The organism is Gordonia sp. LMA484 (assembly GCF_058129505.1).
The window spans coordinates 682,608-704,071 of sequence record NZ_CM176700.1 but is presented as its reverse complement, the minus strand read 5'-3'; the positions used below and the strand labels follow the sequence as shown (position 1 = coordinate 704,071).

The window sequence follows — 21,464 nt, the reverse complement described above, 5'->3', positions numbered from 1 at the left end:
CGCAGCCGGGTCGTGGTCGCCGACTCCGCCGGTTCACCGGTGCGCGACACCGGTTTGCTGCGACGGCGGATCGATGCCCACCGCTTCGTCGATGAGTTCGTCGTCGGCACTGATGTCGGTGTGTCGACGAAGCGCCACGCCGTAGAGCAGCAGGCCCACCACCAGCCAGCAGGCCAGCACCACCACGGGCATCACGATGTCGTGACCACCGAAGAAGACGGTGTTCCGCAGCAACGTCCCGGTGGCTCCCGGTGGCAACAGCTGGCCGATCGTGCCCCACGGCGACGGCAACAGGTCGGGAGCGGTACTCAGCCCCGACAGCGGGTTGCCGAACACGATCAGCGCGAGCGCCGCGATACCCAAACCCGCACCGCCGAACAGCGAACGTAACCCGATCACACCGAATGCCGTCGCCAGAATCCCCAGCATCCCGGCGAGGGCGGCAAACCAGAAACGGTCGTCGAAGGTTCCGACCACGAAGCGCAACATGGTGATGAGGCCGAGCGAGCCGACAACCGAGAACGCGACAACGGTCGGGATCATCCGCCCCGGCGTGCGGATCAGCATCATGATCACCAGTGCACCGATCCACCCGCCCAGCGCGAGCGGCAACGCGCCGGCGGCCAGGCCGATCCCCCGCGGATCGCCGGTTCCGAATGCCCGGACGTCGTCCACGGTGCTGGTCATGTCGTGCGACGACGCGATCCCGTCACCGATCTGTTCGATCAGCGTCGCCACCGCCGGGCTCCCCGCCGTGGCGACGAGCGTCGTCATCGAGTCGCCGTCGATCACCAGCGCGCCGTCGACCGTGCGGTCCTCGATCTGGGCCCGCGCGGTCGCCTCGTCGGGCACCGACGTCACGTCGAAGCCACCCGGGTGGGACCGCTCGAGGCCGGACGCGACCTGCTCGACGACCGCCGACGGTGCGACCACGCCGAGCGGTAGGTGATTGGGCTTGGCATTCACGCCAGGCAGCACGAAAGCGAGCAGCAAGGCCGAGAGGCCCACGGTCAAGCCGACGACGATCGCGATCGCACGTCGGGTCTCAGCACTGACGGTCACCGTCACCACTCCTTAAGATACGGAACGTTTCTTAAGGAGTGATGCTAGTCTCGATCCATTAGATACGCAACGTTTCTTGGGGTGTGAGGTGGCGGGAAGCCGGCGACGCGGCGCAGAACTCGACAGCGCGATCTTCGATGCCGTGCTGGCCGAGCTCGAGGAGGTCGGGTACCACGGACTGACGTTCGAGGGTGTCGCGCGCCGCGCAGGAACCAGCAAACCGGTGCTCTACCGACGCTGGTCGACCCGGTTACAGATGGTCACTGCGGCGATCGTCAGCGTGAGTGGCAGCGCCATCAGCAGCGTCGACACCGGTTCGTTGAGTGGAGATCTGCGCGCGACTCTCAGACGAGTGCTGGAACGACTCGAGGCGACCACACGTCCATCGGCCCTCGGTATCCTCGCCGACGCCGCCGACGAACCGGAAGCGCGCACACTGGCGATCCTGCAGAGCAAGGGCACGGCGCTGACCGACGAGGTGGTCGCGCGGGCGCGTAGCCGTGGGGAGATCGGTCACGGCGAGCTACCCGAACGGGTGCGGGCGCTGCCGTTCGACCTCGCGCGCTACGAGTTCCTGATCAACGCGAGTCTGACGCCCGACACGATCGACGAGATCGTCGACGCCGTGGCGGTACCGCTGATCAGGTCGTACAGCGCTCAGGATTGAACCCGAAAAACCATCTCGGTGTGAATCCAGATGCGCCTGATGGCCTGCCGAACTACCTTGTTACAACATCAATAACCGAAATGCCGCGTCGTTGACTGCCGGAACAGCGACGCGGCGCTGCCGAACAGGGGTCGGCGGCTGCGCTGATAATTCGACGAATTGGGGGGCCGGCGGAGTGCGTATTGCTGTCATGGGTCTGGGCTACCTCGGTACAACACAGGCTGCGTGCCTCGCGCATCTCGGCCACGAGGTACTCGGCGTCGACACCGACCATGAGCGCGTCGCCGCACTCGAGGAGGGGCGGCTCCCCTTCCACGAACCGGATCTGCGTCGGCTGCTGGCCGACGGACTGAGCTCCGGTCACCTCAAGCACACCACCAGCTACGCCGACGCCGCGGCGTTCGCCGACATTCACCTCGTCTGTGTCGGGACACCACAGGGCGTCGCCGGTCATGCAGATCTCGCGGCCGTGCATGACGCGATCGGGCGGTTGGCACCGTTGCTCGTTCGCCCCAGTGTCGTGATCGGCCGGTCGACTGTACCGGTCGGCACCGCGGCCAATCTCGCCGATCGTCTCCGGTCGGACTCGACCGCAGACGTCGAGCTGGGGTGGTGTCCCGAGTTCCTCCGCGAAGGGCAGGCCGTGGCGGATTCCCTGGCACCCGACCGCATCGTCCTCGGGGTGAACGGATACGAGACACGCGCCGAGGCCGCGACCCGCGCGATGTTCTCCGAGACCCTCAGCGCGGGGACCCGATTGCTCGTCACCGATTACGCGACAGCGGAGCTGTCCAAGTCCACCGCCAACACCTTCCTCGCCATGAAGATCTCGTACATCAATGCGGTGGCCGAGATGTGCGACGCGGCCGGCGCGGACGTGACGACACTCGCCGACGCACTGGGGCTCGATCGCCGGATCGGACGAGCGTTCCTCGACGCCGGCCTCGGTTTCGGCGGTGGTTGTCTACCCAAGGACATCCGCGCGCTCAGCGCGAGGTCCGCAGAGGTCGGTGCCGACAACTTGGTGAACCTCATCGAGGTGATTGACACGATCAACCTGGACCGCCGCCGCCACGTCATCGAGCTGACACGTGAGCTGTGCGGCACCTTGGCGGAAACGCGGGTCGCGGTGCTTGGTGCGGCATTCAAACCGGGCTCCGATGATGTCCGCGACTCACCTGCACTCGACGTTGCGGCCGGGCTGCACTCGCAGGGCGCAGACGTTCGGGTGTACGACCCTGTGGCAAACGCGGCGGCGTCCAGAGTCGCCCGCGGTCTCGACTTCGTCGCAGGCGTCCGCGAAGCGTGCGACGACGCGCACATCGTCCTGGTCTTGACCGACTGGGAGCAATTCCGGTCGCTTCGACCCGAAGACCTCTCCGCCCTGGTGGCGACGCGAATCGTGATCGACGGCCGCAACTGCCTGGTGCCATCGGAGTGGCGATCGGCAGGTTGGACCTACCGTGGGCTCGGCCGTCGATGAAGGCCCCAACACGAATGAGTACAACCTTCAGAACCCCGCGTCCCGGCGTGTGCCGGACATCGCGTCAACCGAGCGACGGGGCGATTCGGACGGAGGTCCCGCGGTGCGTGTCCTGGTGACCGGGGGTGCCGGCTTTCTCGGCTCCCACTTGTGTTCGGCGCTGATCGACAGAGGCGACGAAGTCGTCTGCGTCGACGACCTGTCGACCGGTCTTTACGCCAGCGTCGCGGGCCTGACCGGCTCAGCCGCGTTCCACTTTCACCGGCATGACGTTCGACAACCGCTGCTTCTGCCGGGCGCGTTCGACTGCGTCGCACATCTCGCGAGTCCTGCGTCCCCACCGATCTATCGACAACTGCGAACCTTCACGTTGACGACCGGCGCCGAGGGCACCCGGCAGATGCTGGACTTCGCGCGGCGCAACCGCGCCCGATTCGTGTTCACGTCGACAAGCGAGGTCTATGGCGACCCCCTCGTTCATCCACAGCCCGAGTCGTACGCGGGAAACGTGAATCCGATCGGGCCGCGCAGTGTCTACGACGAGGCCAAGCGCTACGCGGAAGCGCTCACGATGGCCTATCGCGAGGCGGAGGGAGTCAACACCGGCATCGTGCGGATCTTCAACACCTACGGACCAGGGATGCGACCGGACGACGGCCGCGTGGTCACCACCTTCATCGAGCAGGCTCTGCGTGGGCAACCCCTGACCGTGTTCGGCGATGGTGGACAGACACGCAGCCTGTGCTACGTCGACGATCTGGTGCGCGGGCTGATCGCGATGCTCGACGCCGATGTGCCCGGGCCGATCAATCTGGGTAACCCGGAGGAGATGACGGTTCGGCAGATCGCAGATCTGGTCAAGGCGATCACCCGGTCCCCATCGGCCCTCGAACGGCGACCGCTACCGGCGGACGATCCGGTGCGGCGTTGTCCGGACATCTCGCTCGCCCGCCTGGAGCTCGGATGGGCGCCGAAGATCTCCGTGAAAGCGGGCCTGACCCGGACCGTCGAGTGGAGCCGCACGAACATGTCCCCGGACGGACAGCGGTGAGGCGTCGATGAAACCGGCCCCCTCGTCGGTGTCCTCCACGGAGGAACTCGAGGGATATCTGCGCTGGCGCTCTCGAGGCATGGTGGTGCGTGCTCTGCCCTCGGGTCCGGTTTTCGCAGGCGGCGTTCCCCCCAGTCGCCATCCGCGACCGTCTTCTTTCGTATGGGCGATCTCGGGACGTGCCCGATTCGCGGTGGCTATGCTCAGCGTCTTCTGGCTCGTGACCTTGGCGTGCTTTTGGATCTGGTGGCTTCGCCCGGAGCACTGGATCAACCCGGCCGCATTCGTGGTGAACTCGATCCTGCTGGCGTACGTGACGACGCTGCCGCTGTATTTTCTCGTTGCGACCAACCGATTGCGCAGACTGTCACCACGATTGGTGGTGCCGGATCTCCGTGTCGCGTTCGTGGTGACCAAAGCACCGTCGGAGCCGTGGCCGGTCGCCCGATCGACCTTGACGGCGATGCTCGCTCAGGATTTTCCCCACGCCTACGACGTCTGGCTGTGCGATGAGGCACCCGACGAGCAGACACTGCAGTGGTGTGCCCGGCACGGCGTCGGCGTGTGCTCGCGCGAAGGCATCGACGGGTATCACCGCGCGACATGGCCACGTCGCCGACGGTGCAAGGAGGGGAACCTCACCTACTTCTACGATGTGGTCGGCTACGACGATTACGACGTCGTCGCTCAGCTGGACTGCGACCATGTTCCGTCGCCGGCCTACCTCGCCGAGATGGTCCGCGCTTTCGCGGACCCGGCGATCGGTTATGTCGCCGCACCCAGCGTCTGCGCGACGAACGCGGACGCATCATGGGCGGTGCGGGGGCGTTTGTATCACGAGGCGACATTCCACGGGCCGCACCAGCTGGGCCACAATGTCGGGCTCGCACCCGTGGCCATCGGGTCGCACTATGCGGTGCGCACTGCCGCCTTGGCCGAGATCGGCGGTCTCGGGCCCGAATTGGCCGAAGACTTCACCACGTCCTACCTGTTCAATGTGGCGGGGTGGGTAGGCGCATTCGCGATCGACGCACCCGCGCGCGGAGAAGGTCCGTCGTCGTTCGCGGCCATGGTCACGCAAGAGTTCCAGTGGACGCGCAGCCTGTCGACGGTGCTGTTCACTCTGGTTCCGCGGACATTGGGCCGACTGCCATGGCGACTTCGGTGGCGATTCGTGTCATCGCTGTCGTTCTATCCGCTGCTCGTCATGACCACGGCGGGCGGCTTGGGACTGATCGCGGTGGCGGCATCGACGGGGGTCGCCTTCGCCCGGGTGAACTACCTGGTGTTCCTGGCGTTCTGGTTTGCGATGGGCGGCTTGATACTCGCGCTTGCGGGAGTCCTCCAAGTGCGCAAACTGCTGCGACCGGCCGACGCACCGCTGGTGAGCTGGGAACAATGGTTGTTCGTGGTGACGAAGTGGCCGTTCAACGCCCTCGGCTTGTTCGCCGCGCTTGTACAGGCGCTGGTGCCCCGGCCCGTCGATTTCAAGGTGACGCCCAAGGGCGCCAGCGAGACAGCACCGCTGCCCATCCGACTGATCTCGCCGTTCCTCGTGATCGTCGTCATTCTCACCGCATCCGCGATCGTCGGGATGCGCACCACCGATCAGGTCGGCTACATCGGGCTCTGTCTGTTGGGTGCGTCGACCTATGCACTCGCCGCGGTCGCCGTACCCATCCTCCACGCATATGAATCCGCCGTCGCCGCTGATGCCAAACCGGCGCACGTGATCCGCTCGGCAGCGTTACCGGTGCTGATATCGCTCGTCACAATCATCCCGCTGGTGCTGGCGTGGGTGAACTATCCCGGCCAGCTCGCGTCCGCGTGGGGCTGGTGACCGGTGGGCCCTGGACCGCTCCGATATCCGGTGGCGAACGGAGAGCGGTACCGAAGAAGTCCCGTCCTCCGTTTTCTCCGATGCCGAGCGTTTCAGGTCGGGCCCCGGCGCCCGACAGTGCCGACTCGGGCCGGGGTTCGAAGCCATTCACCGCGGGCAATTGCCGGGCATCGGTGAGGGCCGGAACCTTGGGATCGGTCAGTTGTTGCGTGGTCGCAACCGTTCCGATGTCGCCACGAGTGCCTTTCACTCGCTTGGCGAAGCCGCCCCGCGCAGACGAGTAGTCTTCTCCGTTCCACTCGACGAGTGGGTCCGTCGTGGCGGAGTAACTGTTCTCTCGAAAGGTGACGGCGCCGCCCGGGACTGCGATGCCCACCACAGCGCGGTTGTCGCCACGGGCATCGAACACGTTGTTGGCGACAACAGCGCGCTGCACGGCCCCACGGATCATGATGGCGGGCCGAACTGCGCCACTGCGAACGACCACAGTGTTGTGATACACCCGCGCACCGACCACCGCAGCGGCACCCCGGCCGATGACACTCAGTCCGCCGTGGTAACCGCCGAAACGACCGTCGTCGGTGCTGATGTTGAAGCGCACGGTGTTGTCGACGTTGCGGCGGGCGGCCGATTGCGCGAATAGGAGAACACCCGGACCCGAATTGCCATACGAGAGGTTGTACTGAACCACCGAGTGTGACGTGTTCTGGTCGAGACCGAACCCACCACCGTCGGCATGCTCGGTGCGATTGTCGTACGAGAGGTTTCGTTCGATCGTGATACGCGTCGAGTCATAGGCCCAGATGCCGATCGGGCCCTCCCGCGCCCGCGAACGGGCACCGTTCCCGAACGCCGTGGACCCGACGATGCGTCCCTCGTCGACACTGCCCAGAACGATGCCGCTGCCACTGTTCACCGCAGCATCCGGGTCGCCCAGGTTGTCCCAGGCGCGGACACCACTCACCACAACCCGCGCATTGGCGTAGGCAGGCACATCAGGATCGAAGTGCGGCCCGTAGGTGAGCAGACCTGCTCTGATGTTGTCGTGCACGCTGGAGTCGCGGATCGACACGTCCGAGTAGCCCGCAGGACCGGAGGTTCCGATCGCGATCCCGGTACTGAATCCGGCGACGTCGACATCCTCGATCGTGATCCCAGAGAGCCGCGGACCGATCGCGCGATCGGAATAGACCGAGATCCCCGAGGCGGTGGTCGAATGGCCGGGGCCGACAGCATCGATGTCGCGAATCACCACGCCCGCCGTGTTGTGGACGACGACGGCACTGTCCGCGGCGATCACCGCGCGTCCGGTCCCGTAGGAACCGACGATCACCGGCGCCGCCGGGTCTCCGGCATCGTCGGCGCCGAGGTGAAGCGGAGACGTGAACCGGCTCCCGCCGGCGAGCAGCACCTCGTCGCCAGGGCGTAGCTGCTGCGCTCCGACCTTGTCCAGGGAGCGCCATGCCCGATCCGGTGAGCGCCCGTCGTTGCGGTCATCCCCGGTCGGGCTGACGAAGAAGGCGCGGCCATTCGGTCTGACGTCGACGTCGCGAAGCGCGAACACACCACCCGCGCCGACGGCGAGGACCACCACCGCGAACGCGACCGTCCATGCCGCGACACGGGCATGGCTTCGCGACTCTGCCATGACGATTCTCGTGGACGGTACCGTCGCGCCCGCGAGACCTCAGTTGAACTGGACGTGCGCCTGGGCGCGTCCGAAGATCTTGCGGTCACCCTGCTTGCCGATGATCGCGATGACACCGCGACGGGTCTCCGGGTCGAGCGACTTGATCTTGCCGGTGAAGTCGACCTGGGCGTAGCCCTCGGCCGGGACATAGACCGGGCTGGTGAACCGCACGTTGTATTCGAAGATCGCGGCCGGGTCGCCGACGAAGCTGCTGACGAAGCTGGCGCCGAGCCCCATGGACTGCATGCCGTGCGCGACGACGGTCTCCAAGCCGATCACCTTGGCGACCTCATCGGAGAAGTGGATCGGGTTGGGGTCGCCGGCGACACCCGCATAGTTGACCAGGTTGCCGCGGGTCAGCGTCTTGGTGACCGGAGGAAGTTCCTGACCGACGCTCAGATCGTCGAAATTGATCGCCGAGTACGGCTTGGGGGCCACGGACGGGTCGGGGTCCGAGTAGCGGTCGAACGGCCCGTGCACGGTCTTCGGCATGACCGCCTCACGGTCGACCTTCATCATCACGTGCTCGAGCTTGTCGATGACCTCGGGATCGGCTTCCACGGCCGGGCGGGCCACGAGGCTGGTCCAGGTGGTCATCACCGGTTCGTCGTACTGGTTCCAGATGATGTTCTTGGTCACCATCACGTCGGTGCCGGCCATCTGACGGAACGAGTCCAGCGAGACGTCGCAGATGAGCTGATCGCCGACCTTGATCGGCTGGTGGAACACCAGGCGCTGATCGGTCTGCATGATCTGCCACAGGTCGTAGCCGGTGACGACGTCCTCGAAGAGTCGACGCTGGGCGATGATGCCGAGGACCGAGACGAAGGTGGGCGCGGCGATCAGGGTGTCGTGACCCATCTCGAGCGCAGCGGCCTCGTTCCAGTGGACCGGGTGGTCATCCTGGACGGCGCGTGCGTGCTTGCGGATCTCTTCGCGGCCGACCTCGTAGTAGTCGTCGACGGTGTAGTTGAAGCCCACCATCTGCGTGGTGTGGGCAGCGATCTCCGCCGGAGTCAGTTTGTCACCGTTCTTCAAGGCGTCGATCCGCTCCTGGATCTCGGTTTCGGTCACTGACATCGGACGCCGCTCCTTCACTTCAGCCAATTTCCCCGATGGCTGCGTTCTCGTTCGGGGCCGTGGACCGGGGCCCGGTCAACAACGACCGGTTCACCCTACCTACGGCTGCGGGCCACCTCTTGGATCAAGAGGCAGCCCACATGTCGTTCATCCCGCAGGATGCTGTGTCAGCGCGATTCCTTGTGCGCCTGATGCTTGCCGCAGTTCGGGCAGAACTTCTTGATCTCGAGACGATCGGGATCGTTGCGACGGTTCTTCTTGGTGATGTAGTTACGGTGCTTGCACACCTCGCACGCCAAGGTGATCTTGGGGCGAACATCTGTTGAGGAGGCCACTTCGTTGCCTTCTTTCGGTGGTACGTGGGCGGGCTCGGCAGCCCTTTGCGTGTTCGGGTCCGAGCTGGTCGGCACCGATGTGTAGCGGTGGAGGGACTCGATCCCTCGACCTCACGATTATGAGTCGTGCGCTCTAACCAGCTGAGCTACACCGCCATGTGGACTGGGGTCCAGCGAGCCCCCTGACGGAATCGAACCGTCGACCTTTTCCTTACCATGGAAACGCTCTGCCGACTGAGCTAAGGGGGCGTGCCCGCTCCGGGCGTACCCGGCTCGAGAGCCTTAACGAGATTACACACCAACCTAGGCGCTCACCAAATCGCTGGTCGCGACCGGTGGCGAGCGCCGATGAGTCAGCGTGAGACCACGTCGTGGCAGGTATAGGATTCGAACCTATGTAGCTTGCGCGACGGATTTACAGTCCGCTCCCTTTGGCCGCTCGGGCAACCTGCCGTGCCGTTCCTCCGGCCGGGCTCCCGACCGCATGAACAACGCCGTGAAGAATACAACGAACATCCCATGCCAGTGCAAACCCGCTGGTAGATGGGGCAGTTTGACCGTGGGCCGTCGCCGACCGCCAATCGGTGAGGCGCTAGGGTGTCGTCATGGCTGATTCATCGTTCGACGTGGTGAGCAAGGTCGACCGCCAAGAGGTCGACAACGCCCTCAACCAGGCCGCCAAAGAGCTGTCCCAGCGCTACGACTTCCGTGGCACCAACACCGGCATCGAGTGGTCCGGCGAGGAGGTCATCGTGATCACCTCCGACGCCGAGGAGCGTGTGCAGGCCGGTCTCGAGGTCTTCAAGGAGAAGTTGATCCGCCGCGACATCTCGCTCAAGGCGTTCGACGCCGGCGAGCCCGCCGCGTCCGGCAAGACCTTCAAGATCACCGGCAAGATCGTCGAGGGCATCGACTCCGAGCACGCCAAGAAGATCTCGAAGAAGATCCGCGACGAGGGCCCCAAGGGCGTCAAGGCGCAGATCCAGGGCGAAGAACTGCGCGTGTCCAGCAAGAAGCGTGACGACCTGCAGGCCGTGATCGCGCTGCTCAAGGGTGAGGACTTCGGGATCGCGCTGCAGTTCGTGAACTACCGGTAGCGACCGAGGCCCCAACCGCTGATCGAGTAGCGACCGAGGCGCCAGCCGAGGCCGCCACTAACCGCTGATCGAGTAGCGACCGAGGCGCCAGCCGAGGCCGCGTATCGAGATCACCCCACCCGGTCTCGATACGCCCCTCGCCCAGCGGCTCGGTCCTACTCGACCAGCGAAACACTCACCCCAACCGCTGATCGAGTAACGACCGAGGCGCCAGCCGAGGCCGCGTATCGCGATCCCCCGCCGCACGACGCATCACACGATGCCGATCTCCCGTGCCCGCATCCCGGCCTGGAACCTCGACTGTGCGCCGAGCGCCGACATCAGCTCGGCGACACGTCGCCGATAGGTGCGTACGCCGAGGCCGAGACTGCGCGCGGCTGTCTCGTCCTTGACACCTTGGCTGAGCAGGTCGAGCACCTGTGGAGCTAGCCGACGAACGTCGGCGATGCTCGCGTCGAAGGAGGCGAGGTCAGTCGCCGACCGCCACGCGACCTCGAACAGCGACGACACGCCGGCCACGGTGTCAGGCTGGGTGATCACGCTGTAGCTGCGTCGGCCGGCATCGCGGTTGCCGGCCAGGATCACCAGCCGTCGGTCGACGATGATCGTCTCGTTGATCTCGTCGGTGGTGACGCGTATCTCCGCGCCGAACTGATCCCGGCGCTTGGCCAACTCGTGGGCGGCCACCGGGTCGAGCAATGTTGCCGCCCGATAGATCTTGCGGACTCGTTGGTCGGTCCGGTGCGGTTGCGCGGATTCGGTGTCCGCGAGGTCACCGGTGCCGTGGGCCCACGCGAAGGTCCACAGGTCGTTCGCGGCGCACGACACCTCGCCGGCGCTCGCGAACAGATGGGCGGTGCGAGCGAACAGTTCCTCTTCGCCACGCACGACGGTGACGGCGTCGGTGCTGTGCATGGGTTCAATTGTGCGCCCGACCGACGTCGCGGCGCCCGGTTGGCAGGTTGTTGCCAGAACCGGCGAGCACGTTCTGTGCGACACCATGATGGCTGACATGACCACAGATTCAGCCATCACCGGAACCATCCCCACCGCCGACGCCGCAGGCACCTGGCAGCTCGGCGACGTCACCGTGAACCGCATCGGGCTGGGCGCCATGCGCCTGGGCGGCATGCCCTGGGAACCGCCCCGCAGCCGCGATGACGCCATCGCCGTCCTGCGCCGCGCCGTCGAGCTCGGCGTGAATCACATCGACACCGCAGCCTTCTACTTCACGTCCGTGCGGTCGTCCAACGAGTTGATCAGCACTGCACTTGCGCCCTACCCCGACGACCTGGTGCTGAGCACCAAGGTCGGGCCGAGCCGGTCCCGCTACGGCGAGTTCGAGGACATGGCACGTCCCGATCAGCTCCGCGGTCAGGTCGAGGAGAACATCCGTCAGCTCGGCATCGACCAACTCGACGTCGTCAACCTGCGCTGGGGAACGAGCATGGACAAGGCACCCGGATCGATCGCCGATCACCTCGGTGCGCTCACCGAACTGCGCGATGCGGGTCTGCTGCGCACCATCGGCATCTCCAACATCACCGCCGACCAGCTCGCCGAGGCGCTGACCATCACCCCGGTCGTCAGTGTGCAGAACCGATACGGACTGACCGATCGCGGCGACGACGACCTGCTCGAACTTTGCGGTCGCGAGGGCATCGCATTCGTGCCGTTCTTCGCCGTCGCGACCGCCACCGGCGCCTCCCCGGACGGTCCGGACGACACGGGCGAGGCCCAGATCAGGGCGGTCGCCGACGCACACGGCGCTACGCCGGCACAGATTCGGCTGGCATGGACGCTGCACCGCGGGCCGCATGTGCTGGCCATCCCGGGCACCGGCAACCCGGCCCACCTGGAGCAGAACATCGCAGCGGGCAGCATTCGGCTCAGCGCCGACGACCTCGCCGTGCTCGGTGACCTCGCGCCTGCCGACGATTAGGCGGCAGTGTCGGCGACGGTTCGGCAGGCCGTCGCTGACCTGGGACTACACTGGACCTGTCGCGGTTGCGGCGAGCAACCGGAAGGCCACCCATCACACAATCTCCCGCCCCGATCGATGTCTACTTCGCAAACCCGGAGCAGGAGTCCCTCGGCGCCACCGCGCGTTCGTCGGCACCCACCGAACGCGATCCCGATGTGGTCCGGTTCAACGGCCGTCTCGCGTTGATCAACACCGGCACCACGCCGCACGAGGCGATGGTCGAGGATCTTTTGTTTCTTCGGGACGCCCTCGACACCGCCGGGATCTCGTATCTGCTGGTTCGCGGGAACGACGAACGTCCGGTGCTGGCGATCGATTGGGCGCAGCGCAAGCAGCTTCGATCCGCGTTGGCCGCGGCATGCGCGGGACATCCCTTCTACGCCAAAACGGTTGGTGACAAGCACGGTCGACTCGCCCTGGTCGCCGACGGCACGTTGTCGACGCATCGCAAAGCGCGGGTGTTCCGACTGTTCCGCCCGCGCGTCCACCTGGCCAGCGGCATGAGGTATGGCGCGGCGACCGGGGTGCAGATCGAGCTCTGGGCGACCGACGGCGACGATCTCCTTCTGCCGGTGGCGAATTCGTTGACACGGCGAACCGTGTCGTCGCGCGAGGCGGTACGCGGTGAGGTCGAGAGATTCGGCCGCACGTGGCCGACGTTCGACAAGATGTTCGCCCACCAGGCCTCCGATATCACGTTCGACATCGACCTGGTGTTCTCCTGGGTGGACGGGTCGTCGAAGGAATGGCAGGCCCAGCGCGCCAAGAGGATGCAGAGTTACGTGGTGGGCGAGGGCGACGATTCCGAAGCCCGGTTCCGCCAGATCGACGAGTTGCGGTACGCACTGCGCAGCGTGCACATGTATGCACCGTGGATCCGCCGGATCTTCGTCGCGACCGACTCACCAAGGCCCGCATGGCTGTCCGATGATCCACGCGTGACGTTCGTGCGCAGCGAGGAGTTCTTCGCAGACCCGTCTGTGCTACCGACGCACAATTCGCAGGCCGTCGAGTCGCAGCTGCACCGCATCCCCGGTCTCGCCGAACACTTCCTGTACTCCAACGACGACATGTTCTTCGGTCGTTCGGTGGGCCCGCAGATGTTCTTCTCCCCGGGCGGGGTGAGCATGTTCATCGAGGCTCCCATCCGGATCGGACTGGGCTCCAACCACGGTCAACGCAGTGGTTTCGAGAACTCGGCGCGAGTGAACCGAGGGCTGCTCAGCGACCGGTTCGGCCTGGTGACCACCCGCCATCTCGAGCACGCGGCAACGCCCCTGCGAAGGAGCGTGATGGCGGAGATGGAGGGAAAGTTTCCCGCCGAGTTCGCCGCCACCGCGGCCAGCACCTTTCGGGCCGAGACCAACATCTCGGTCACCAACTCGCTCTATCACTACTACGCACTCATGAGTGGCCGCGCGGTGGTGCAGCGCTCGGCCAAGGTGAAGTACGTGGACACCACGATGAAATCCGGCTTTCGGCAGATGGATTCGCTGCTCAAGAAGCGGTCCATGGACTTCTTCTGCCTCAACGACGGCAGCACTCCCACCGTCGATCTGGAGGTGCGCGCCGCCAAGGTCACCCAGTTCTTGCAGAACTATTTCCCGATCCCGGCGCCCTGGGAAGCTGCCTGAGTCATCGCGCGGGGGGTCACCGTCGGACAGCTGTCGTCTCGGGGCCCGGTATGCGGACTCCGGCCTCGTTCAGCCGTCGCTCGGTCTCCGCCGAGGTCACATACTCGCCCACCGTGTCGTAGTCGCCCACGGGAGCCACCGAGTGCACGATGGTTTCCGGATAGACGTGCACCAGATTGAAGCCCTGGGCGCCGTTGCGGCCACGCAACGCGCCTGCCGGACCGGTGAGATCCTGTGTGTAGCAGGTGGCCGAGGCAACCGAGACCGGGATGCCGGCAAACATCGCGGTCGTCGAGTAATGCAGGTGACCGGCGAGGATGGACCGGACGTCACTGCCTCGGAGAACGTCGGCCAGCCGATGCTGGTCGCGCAGTTCCACCAAGACCGCGAGGTCGAGGACGCACGGCACCGGGGGATGGTGCATGGCCAGGATGGTGCCGTGTGGTGCCCGAACCAGCAGTTCGGCCGCCAGCCATTCCAGTTGTTCGTCGGTGATCTCGCCATGATGAAGGCCCGGCACGGAGGTGTCGAGGGTGATGATGCGCAGACCGTCGACGTCATAGACATGGTCAACCGGCGCCACCGACGGAGCCTCGCCGAGCAGCTCGGCCCGGAACCGCGCACGATCGTCATGATTCCCGATGGCCCAGATGACCTGCGCACCAATGGAATCGGCAACAGAATCGACGATCGACCGCAACTTCCGGTAGGCGGCCGCCTCTCCCTGATCGGCCAGGTCACCGGTGAACAGCAGGGCGTTGGGTCGCACGTGTGACGCCTCGACCTCGGCGAGGATCTGGCGCAGCGTCACCTCGCTGTCGACCGCACCGTAGAGCGGACCGGCATCGCCGAGCAGATGCGTGTCACTCAGGTGGAGGATCAAATGCGACGGATGCGGGTACTCCGACATCCGGATGCCGGGTGAAACCCCGTTGGTCATCGGTCTCCTGCTTCCGCCGCCCGATGGTGCAGGGGCCCGACCGGGCACCCGCATGGGGTCAAGCCTAGACGCGTCGTGGGCCCGGCGGTCAGAACAGCCGGTCCGTGCGGGTCGCAGGCAGCGTCAACCCCTCCCCGACCGCCTGGCCATCTCCTGCAGCCGCGCGATGCGGTCGGCGGTCGGCGGGTGGGTGGAGAACATCTTGGCGACCGCGCCGCCGCGGAACGGGTTCGCGATCATCAGGTGTGACTGGGCCTCGATCTTCGGGTCTTCCGGCAGCGGTGCTCGGTCGATACCGCCGCTGATCTTCGCCAACGCCGACGCCAGCGCCAGCGGATCGCCGCTGAGCTCGGCGCCGGACTCATCGGCCTGATACTCCCGCGACCGCGACACCGACATCTTGATGACGGTGGCGGCCAGCGGCCCGAGGAAGGTGATCAGCAGCACGCCGAGCAGCCCGGGGCCGTTGCCGTTGCGGTTGCCGCCGAAGAAGAATGCGAAGTTCGCGAGGCCGGTGATGATCGACGCCATCGCGCCGGCGATGGACGAGATCAGGATGTCGCGGTTGTAGACGTGCGACAGCTCGTGGCCGAGCACAGCCCGCAACTCGCGTTCGTCGAGCAGCCGCATGATCCCCGCGGTGCAGCAGACGGCGGCGTTCTTCGGGTTGCGGCCGGTCGCGAACGCGTTCGGCGACTCGGTGGGGCTGATGTAGAGCGCGGGCATCGGCTGGCGCGCCGTCGTCGCCAGCTCGCGCACGATGCGGTACAGCACGGGCGCCTCGACCTCGGTCACCGGCTGCGCATGCATCGACCGCAGGGCCAGTTTGGCGGAGTTGAAGTAGACGTAGGCGTTGGTGCCGATGGCGATGATCACCGCGAAAAGCAGGATCGTCGGGCTCCGGAAGAGCGCACCGATGCCGACGATGATCGCCGACATCAACCCCATCAGGGCTGCCGTCTTCAGGCCGTTGAAATGCATCTGTTCCTCGTTCTCGAGCGTGCCCCCGGCGTCCGCGCCTGGGTGCTATCACTGTGCCAAACGAACGTGAGTGCGGCAGAGTTTCCGAGGCCGTATGAGTAGGTAGACACCCGAGTGCCCGTTTGGGGTAGTTCTCTACTCACGACCAGGGCTTTTCAGGGCAATAACGTCGCTGATCAACACACCGACGATCAGCGAGGTCCCCGACCATGTTCAAGAAATTCAGCCACACCGGCGAAGCCGCCACGCAGGACGAACTCCTCTTCACCACACCCTTCGGCTACATGTTCGACGGCGCGGCACATTCGTCGTCGCATCTGCTGCCCAACTCACCCGACACCGTCGCCGCCCTCAAACAGCTCGGCGATGCGATGGCCGCCGATGAACTGGCCGGACCACCCGACCCGCACGATTCGATGACGCCGGCGATCTTCACCTACTTCGGGCAGTTCATCGACCACGACCTCACCGCCCGCACCGATCGGGACACCACCGCATCGACGATCGGCCAGGGCGAACCGGTCACTCCGCGCGACCCCGATGAGGTGATCGCGAGCCTGCACAACGGACGTCGCCCGCAGCTCGACCTCGACAGTGTCTTCGGCGACGGGCCGTCGCTGGCTGCCGGCTCGGTCACCGAGTCCGACGACCTCTACGAGAACAACCTGAAGCTCAGGGTGTTCCGTGCGGGTGCCCGCCGGGACGTCCCGCGCGAGGACGGGACGAAGAAGAACCAGAAGCGACGGTCAGCGATCATCGGCGATGCACGTAACGACGAGAACACCAACATCTCGGCGCTGCACTGCGCGTTCCTGTTGTTCTACAACAAGATCTACGACGCGCAGACGGCGGGGACAGACGTGTGCAAACACATCCGCGCCCGCCAGTTGACCCGGTGGGCCTACCAGTACATCGTCGTGCAGGACTACCTGAGCCGGGTCTGCGATCTGGGTATCGTGATCGACGCCCTGGCCAACGGGCCGCGTTTCTACGGCGTCTCGGCCGGTCATGGCCAGACGTTCATGCCGCTCGAGTTCTCGACCGCCGCATTCCGGTTCGGGCACACCATGATCCGCCCGCAGTATCAGCTACGGGCGGCCGGAGGCCTGATCGACGTGATGAACCTGCTCGCGCCCAGCCAGTCGGTCAACCCCGACCCCTTCGACGACACGGCCAACCCCGACTTCTTCGACGACACCGACCCGGTCCCGTTCCAGCTGAAGCCCGGCGCTATAGTGGATTTCAACTTCTTCGCCGCCAGCGGCACCAATACTCAGATGGCCCGCAAGATCGACTCCAACATCGCCAAGGGTCTGGGCACGCTACCGCTGGGCACGCGCAAGGGAGATCCCATCCTCGGCCACTTGGCCAAGTCGAACCTGGTTCGCGGATACAGCCTTTCGGTACCGACCGCGCAGGCATGCTGCGAGGCCATGGGTGTGAAGCCGCTGACGGTGGCGCAGATGGGCGGGACCGGCGAATCATTGTCGGTGAAGAACGTTCTCGAGACCACCGCCCTGGGCCAACGCACTCCGCTCTGGTACTACATCCTCCGCGAGGCCGGCGCCCAGCAAAACGGTGAACGCCTCGGCGAACTCGGCAGCCGCATCGTCTGCGAGACGATCATCGGCTCACTGAAATCCGATCCGAACAGCTATCTCAACGCACGGGACCTCGCGGTCACCCCGACCGGCGTCAACGTCGACGGCATGACGGTCGTCGGGAGCCTCACCGATCTCATCAACTACTCCGAGGCGGGACCCGTCGGACCCTGACCGCCGCTAACCCGTCCGATCGATGGTGTAGCGCACCAGTGACGACAACGCGGCGTGCGCCGGCCCGTCCGGCAACTCGGCGAGCACACCGTCGGCCTCGGCGGCGTACGCACGCAGCCGGTCGTGGGCGGCCGCCATCCCCGACGAACCGTTCAGCACCTCGATCGCCTCGGTCACGACGGCGTCGTCGGTGACGGGTGCTGCCAGCCCGGTCTGCGGGTCGATCAGCAGTTCGGCGAGCCGGGTCGAGGCGGCGTCGTCGGCGCGCAACGCATAGAGCACCGGCAACGTGTGGACGCCCTCGCGCAGGTCGGTGCCCGGTGTCTTGCCCGAGTCGCCGCTGGCGGAGCTGATGTCGATGATGTCGTCGGACACCTGGAAGGCGGTGCCGATGATGTCGCCGAGTTTGGAGAGGCGTTCGACGTCTTCGGCCGACGCGTCCGACGACATCGCGCCGAAGCGGCCGGACGCGGCGATCAGCGAACCGGTCTTCTCCCACACCACCTGTAGGTAGTGCTCGATGGGGTCGCCGCCCTCGCGGACGCCCACGGTCTCCCGCATCTGACCGGTTACCAGCTCGGCGAAGGTCTCCGCGATGATCCGCACGGCGTCGGGACCCAGCGTCGACACCAGGCGTGACGCCCGGGCGAACAGGAAGTCGCCGGACAGGATCGCCACCGAGTTGGTCCAGCGGGCGTTCGCGCTCGGTGCGCCACGCCGCAGCGCCGCCTCGTCCATCACGTCGTCGTGATACAGCGTCGCGAGGTGGATCATCTCCACGACCGTTGCCGACGTGATCACCTCGGTGGCCTGCGGGTTCTTGCCGAACTGGGCGGCGAGGATCGCGAACATCGGACGGAACCGCTTGCCACCGGCCCGTGCCAGATGGGTGGCCGCCTCGGTCATGATCTCGTCGCCGGAGGACAGCTCGCTCAGCAACAGGTCCTCGACCTGCGCCAACGATGCCCGAACCGTCTCGGCGAACTCATCGGTACCCAGGTCCAGCCCGGCGAATGTGGACTTCACGCGCTCTGCCGCTCCATCTCGTCGTCGGTCGCGACCGGCCATCGGGGCTCGGCTGCCATGCTCCGAAGAGTAGTCGTTCCACACTCCCGACATACTGGTCGGGTGAGTAGCGACATTCCACCGCGCCCGCTGCCGGAGCGCGCCGACGTTCTCGTCGTCGGAGCCGGGCCGGGCGGATCCGCCGCCGCCGCCCACGGGCTCGACGTCGTGCTGCTGGATTCGGCGACGTTTCCCCGCGACAAGACCTGCGGCGACGGTCTGACGCCGCGGGCGGTCGCCGAACTCGACCAACTCGGGCTCGGCGACTATCTCGCCGACCGGCCCCGCATCGACGGACTCGCCCTGCACGGCTGGGGCGCGAGTCAGCAGGTGCGGTGGCCGGCGGGCCGCTTCCCGGCGTTCGGCAGCGCCGTGTCCCGCATGGAGCTCGATGACGCGATCCGCGCCGTCGCCGTCTCCCGGGGAGCCCGAATGGTGCAGGGCGCCAAGGCCGTCGACGTCACCATGACCGACGGCCGGATCGCCGAGGTGATCGTCGACGACGGCGCCGGGCCGCGGCCGATCGTAGTGCGTGACGTGATCGTCGCCGACGGCGTACGTTCCGGTCTCGGCAAACGACTGGGCCGCGAATGGCATCGCGACACCGCCTACGGGGTGGCCGCCCGTGCCTACGTGGAATCCGGGCGCGCCGACGACAACTGGATGGGGTCGCACCTGGAACTGCGCGGTCCCGACAGCACACTACTTCCCGGCTACGGCTGGGTCTTTCCGCTCGGCTTCCCCGACCCGGGGCCACTCCCGACGTTGCGTGGCGACGGCCTGCTCAACGTCGGCGTGGGGGCGCTCGCCACGGCAAAACGGCCCGCCCACATGGCACTGCGACCGATCCTCGAGCACTACGCCACCATGGTCGCCGACGATTGGGCCATCCACGGCCCGCCGCTGCGCGTGACGTCGGCGCTGCTACCGATGGGCGGTGCCGTGAGCGGGGTGGCCGGCCCGAACTGGATGCTCATCGGCGACGCCGCTGCCTGCGTGAACCCGCTCAACGGCGAGGGCATCGACTACGCGCTGGAGACCGGCCGGCTGGCCGTCGAACTGCTCGGCGAGACGGCACACCGCCCCGATCACACCACGCGGTGGCGCGACATCCTGACCGAGCACTACGGCCTGGCGTTCTCCGCCGCCCGGCGCCTCGCCGGGTTGCTCACCGTCCCGCAGACCGTGCCTGCGCTGGGCCGACCGGGCATCCGGTCGGCGGCGTTGATGTCGCTGGTGGTGCGGGTGATGGGCAACCTCATCACCCCCGAGGACACCGACCTGGTCGCCCGGGCCTGGCGCACGGCCGGCCGCGTCTCCACCCGCGTCGACACCCGTCCCCCCTTCCGCTGATCACGCCGACAGAACCCCCAATCCCGCCGACAGCACCCCACAACCCGCCGACAGAACCCCCAATCCCGCCGACAGCACCCGACACCTCGCCGACAGAACCCCACATCCCGCCGACGGAACCCGTCCGCTGATCGAGTAGCCGCGAACGAAGTGAGTGGCGTATCGAGATCACCGCACCGGCCTCGATACGCCACCCACACCTCACGCACCCACGAACGAAACCTCCGGCACTTCCTCATCCGCACGGAACGAGTGAATCCAGTCCAGATGCCGGTCGAAGGCACCCGGCGCCGCAAGCCGCTCGTTGCGTTCCTGGGCTCGCGGACCGTCGGGCAGATGCAACATCTCACCGACGGTGACTGCGGCGTCGGTGACCTTGCGGGTGCGGAAACGCCGACGTTGCTCGTACTCCACCCGCGCGGCATCCCAGTCCGACGTTCCGGACAGCAGATCCGACAGCACGATCGCGTCCTCGATCGATTGGTTGGCGCCCTGCCCGTGATGCGGGACGGTCGCGTGTGCGGCATCGCCCAATAGGGTCACCCGCCCCGCCGACCAATGGGTGAGCGGCGGACGGTAGACCAGCGCCCACTGTTCCTGCACGGGCACGGCCGAGATCATCTCGACGACGGCCGGCGCCCAGTCCGCGAACGGCTCGATGTGTTCCTTGTCCTGCGCCGGCACCACCCAGCTCTTGTGCGCCCACGGCAACGACTCACGCTTGACCAGGAAGAAGTTCTGATCACCATTGCCGATCGGGTAGTGCAGCAGGTGCCCTCCCGGGCCCATCCAGAACTGGATGGCCGCCGGGTCCGGCAACGACGGCATGAGTTCGGGTGCGACGATGCCGCGGGCGGCGGTGCAGCCCGAGTAGCGGGCGTCGTCGTAGCCCAGCAGGAGTCGACGGGTCAGGGACCTCGCCCCGTCCGCCCCGATCACCAGATCGGCCTCGGCATCGTCGCCGTCCTCGAACGAGAGGCGCGCGGTGGGGCCGGTGTCGTCGATGCCGGTGAGCCGCTTGCTCAGATGCAGGCTCGTCGCGTCGAGAGCACCGAAGAGGATCGCCTGCAGGTCGGCTCGATGGATGCCGACGTACGGTGCGCCGTAACGGCTCCGGTAGTCCTCGCGTGAGGACAGTCGTGCGATCTGCGCACCGGTGCGACCGTCGCGGAAGATCAGTCCGTCGACCTCGGCCCACGTGGACCCGAGCTGCTCGGCCAACCCGAATCGGCCCTCGTAGAACCGGGTTGCGTTGGCGGACAGGGCCACGGCGGCCCCGACCTCCTTGAGGACGGCGGTCTGTTCATAGACCTGCACGTCCATGCCCTTGCGTTGCAGGTCGATCGCAAGGGTGAGGCCGCCGATTCCTGCGCCGACGATGGCGATGCGCTTGGACATGAGATGACTCCTTCTGAGGTGATGCATCC

General features: G+C 66.4%; 18 protein-coding genes and 3 tRNA genes. 9 read left to right on the top strand and 12 right to left on the bottom strand.

Annotated elements, in window-relative coordinates; translation table 11 throughout:
* Positions 1 to 33: 33 nt before the first annotated feature.
* Complete coding sequence (locus tag AC4AMJ_RS03130; RefSeq protein ID WP_489917221.1) at positions 34 to 1,062, bottom strand: ABC transporter permease; 1,029 nt, start codon at positions 1,060 to 1,062, stop codon at positions 34 to 36.
* 88 nt (positions 1,063 to 1,150) lie between these two features.
* On the opposite strand from AC4AMJ_RS03130, the gene AC4AMJ_RS03125 reads away from it, so the two are divergent.
* The 4 genes from AC4AMJ_RS03125 (at position 1,151) to AC4AMJ_RS03110 (ending at position 6,103) form a co-directional block, all read left to right on the top strand.
* On the top strand, positions 1,151 to 1,729 hold the full coding sequence (locus AC4AMJ_RS03125; protein ID WP_489917220.1) for a TetR/AcrR family transcriptional regulator: 579 nt from the start codon (positions 1,151 to 1,153) through the stop codon (positions 1,727 to 1,729).
* A 175-nt stretch (positions 1,730 to 1,904) separates the two neighbouring features.
* Positions 1,905 to 3,212, top strand: coding sequence for a UDP-glucose dehydrogenase family protein (locus tag AC4AMJ_RS03120; protein ID WP_489917219.1), 1,308 nt, complete (start codon positions 1,905 to 1,907; stop codon positions 3,210 to 3,212).
* A 103-nt stretch (positions 3,213 to 3,315) separates the two neighbouring features.
* Positions 3,316 to 4,263 (top strand): UDP-glucuronic acid decarboxylase family protein, encoded by a 948-nt coding sequence (locus tag AC4AMJ_RS03115; protein ID WP_489917218.1) that lies wholly within the window; start codon positions 3,316 to 3,318, stop codon positions 4,261 to 4,263.
* A gap of 199 nt (positions 4,264 to 4,462) precedes the next feature.
* Positions 4,463 to 6,103, top strand: coding sequence for a glycosyltransferase family 2 protein (locus tag AC4AMJ_RS03110; protein WP_489918360.1), 1,641 nt, complete (start codon positions 4,463 to 4,465; stop codon positions 6,101 to 6,103).
* On the opposite strand, the gene AC4AMJ_RS03105 is transcribed toward AC4AMJ_RS03110, so the two are convergent.
* From AC4AMJ_RS03105 to AC4AMJ_RS03080, 6 genes are all read right to left on the bottom strand, one after another.
* Complete coding sequence (locus AC4AMJ_RS03105; RefSeq protein WP_489917217.1) at positions 6,039 to 7,751, bottom strand: right-handed parallel beta-helix repeat-containing protein; 1,713 nt, start codon at positions 7,749 to 7,751, stop codon at positions 6,039 to 6,041. The genes AC4AMJ_RS03110 and AC4AMJ_RS03105 overlap by 65 nt on opposite strands.
* Before the next feature lie 39 nt (positions 7,752 to 7,790).
* Positions 7,791 to 8,873 carry a fused (3R)-hydroxyacyl-ACP dehydratase subunits HadA/HadB gene (locus AC4AMJ_RS03100; RefSeq protein ID WP_489897026.1) on the bottom strand — a complete coding sequence of 361 codons (1,083 nt, stop codon included), beginning with the start codon at positions 8,871 to 8,873 and terminating at the stop codon, positions 7,791 to 7,793.
* A gap of 167 nt (positions 8,874 to 9,040) precedes the next feature.
* Positions 9,041 to 9,208 carry a 50S ribosomal protein L33 gene (gene rpmG, locus AC4AMJ_RS03095; RefSeq protein WP_003929651.1) on the bottom strand — a complete coding sequence of 56 codons (168 nt, stop codon included), beginning with the start codon at positions 9,206 to 9,208 and terminating at the stop codon, positions 9,041 to 9,043.
* Positions 9,209 to 9,290: 82 nt separating this feature from the next.
* Positions 9,291 to 9,364 (bottom strand) — tRNA-Met (locus AC4AMJ_RS03090).
* Between the two features lie 20 nt (positions 9,365 to 9,384).
* Positions 9,385 to 9,457 (bottom strand) — tRNA-Thr (locus AC4AMJ_RS03085).
* A 123-nt stretch (positions 9,458 to 9,580) separates the two neighbouring features.
* Positions 9,581 to 9,661: transfer RNA gene (locus tag AC4AMJ_RS03080), tRNA-Tyr, on the bottom strand.
* Positions 9,662 to 9,813: 152 nt separating this feature from the next.
* On the opposite strand from AC4AMJ_RS03080, the gene AC4AMJ_RS03075 reads away from it, so the two are divergent.
* Positions 9,814 to 10,305 (top strand): YajQ family cyclic di-GMP-binding protein, encoded by a 492-nt coding sequence (locus tag AC4AMJ_RS03075; RefSeq protein ID WP_489897027.1) that lies wholly within the window; start codon positions 9,814 to 9,816, stop codon positions 10,303 to 10,305.
* A gap of 252 nt (positions 10,306 to 10,557) precedes the next feature.
* Here AC4AMJ_RS03075 and AC4AMJ_RS03070 read toward each other — a convergent pair whose 3' ends face one another.
* Positions 10,558 to 11,220, bottom strand: a complete 663-nt coding sequence (locus tag AC4AMJ_RS03070; RefSeq protein WP_489917216.1) for a hypothetical protein — start codon at positions 11,218 to 11,220, stop codon at positions 10,558 to 10,560.
* Between the two features lie 97 nt (positions 11,221 to 11,317).
* On the opposite strand from AC4AMJ_RS03070, the gene AC4AMJ_RS03065 reads away from it, so the two are divergent.
* Together AC4AMJ_RS03065 and AC4AMJ_RS03060 are read left to right on the top strand one after the other, a co-directional pair.
* Positions 11,318 to 12,247: an oxidoreductase gene (locus AC4AMJ_RS03065; protein WP_489917215.1), complete on the top strand. Its 930-nt coding sequence runs from the start codon at positions 11,318 to 11,320 to the stop codon at positions 12,245 to 12,247.
* A gap of 257 nt (positions 12,248 to 12,504) precedes the next feature.
* Positions 12,505 to 13,923 carry a stealth family protein gene (locus AC4AMJ_RS03060; protein WP_489918359.1) on the top strand — a complete coding sequence of 473 codons (1,419 nt, stop codon included), beginning with the start codon at positions 12,505 to 12,507 and terminating at the stop codon, positions 13,921 to 13,923.
* A 16-nt stretch (positions 13,924 to 13,939) separates the two neighbouring features.
* On the opposite strand, the gene AC4AMJ_RS03055 is transcribed toward AC4AMJ_RS03060, so the two are convergent.
* Positions 13,940 to 14,863: a phosphodiesterase gene (locus AC4AMJ_RS03055; RefSeq protein ID WP_489917214.1), complete on the bottom strand. Its 924-nt coding sequence runs from the start codon at positions 14,861 to 14,863 to the stop codon at positions 13,940 to 13,942.
* A gap of 123 nt (positions 14,864 to 14,986) precedes the next feature.
* Positions 14,987 to 15,844 carry a zinc metalloprotease HtpX gene (gene htpX / locus AC4AMJ_RS03050; RefSeq protein ID WP_489897031.1) on the bottom strand — a complete coding sequence of 286 codons (858 nt, stop codon included), beginning with the start codon at positions 15,842 to 15,844 and terminating at the stop codon, positions 14,987 to 14,989.
* A gap of 209 nt (positions 15,845 to 16,053) precedes the next feature.
* On the opposite strand from htpX, the gene AC4AMJ_RS03045 reads away from it, so the two are divergent.
* Positions 16,054 to 17,619 (top strand): peroxidase family protein, encoded by a 1,566-nt coding sequence (locus AC4AMJ_RS03045; protein WP_489917213.1) that lies wholly within the window; start codon positions 16,054 to 16,056, stop codon positions 17,617 to 17,619.
* 6 nt (positions 17,620 to 17,625) lie between these two features.
* Here the strand turns inward: AC4AMJ_RS03045 and AC4AMJ_RS03040 are convergent, their stop codons facing one another.
* Positions 17,626 to 18,645: a polyprenyl synthetase family protein gene (locus AC4AMJ_RS03040; RefSeq protein ID WP_489917212.1), complete on the bottom strand. Its 1,020-nt coding sequence runs from the start codon at positions 18,643 to 18,645 to the stop codon at positions 17,626 to 17,628.
* 57 nt (positions 18,646 to 18,702) lie between these two features.
* On the opposite strand from AC4AMJ_RS03040, the gene AC4AMJ_RS03035 reads away from it, so the two are divergent.
* Entirely contained in the window at positions 18,703 to 20,037 is a 1,335-nt protein-coding gene (locus AC4AMJ_RS03035) for a geranylgeranyl reductase family protein (RefSeq protein ID WP_489917211.1), read from the top strand.
* A 201-nt stretch (positions 20,038 to 20,238) separates the two neighbouring features.
* On the opposite strand, the gene AC4AMJ_RS03030 is transcribed toward AC4AMJ_RS03035, so the two are convergent.
* Positions 20,239 to 21,435, bottom strand: a complete 1,197-nt coding sequence (locus AC4AMJ_RS03030) for an FAD-dependent monooxygenase (protein ID WP_489917210.1) — start codon at positions 21,433 to 21,435, stop codon at positions 20,239 to 20,241.
* Positions 21,436 to 21,464: the final 29 nt, after the last annotated feature.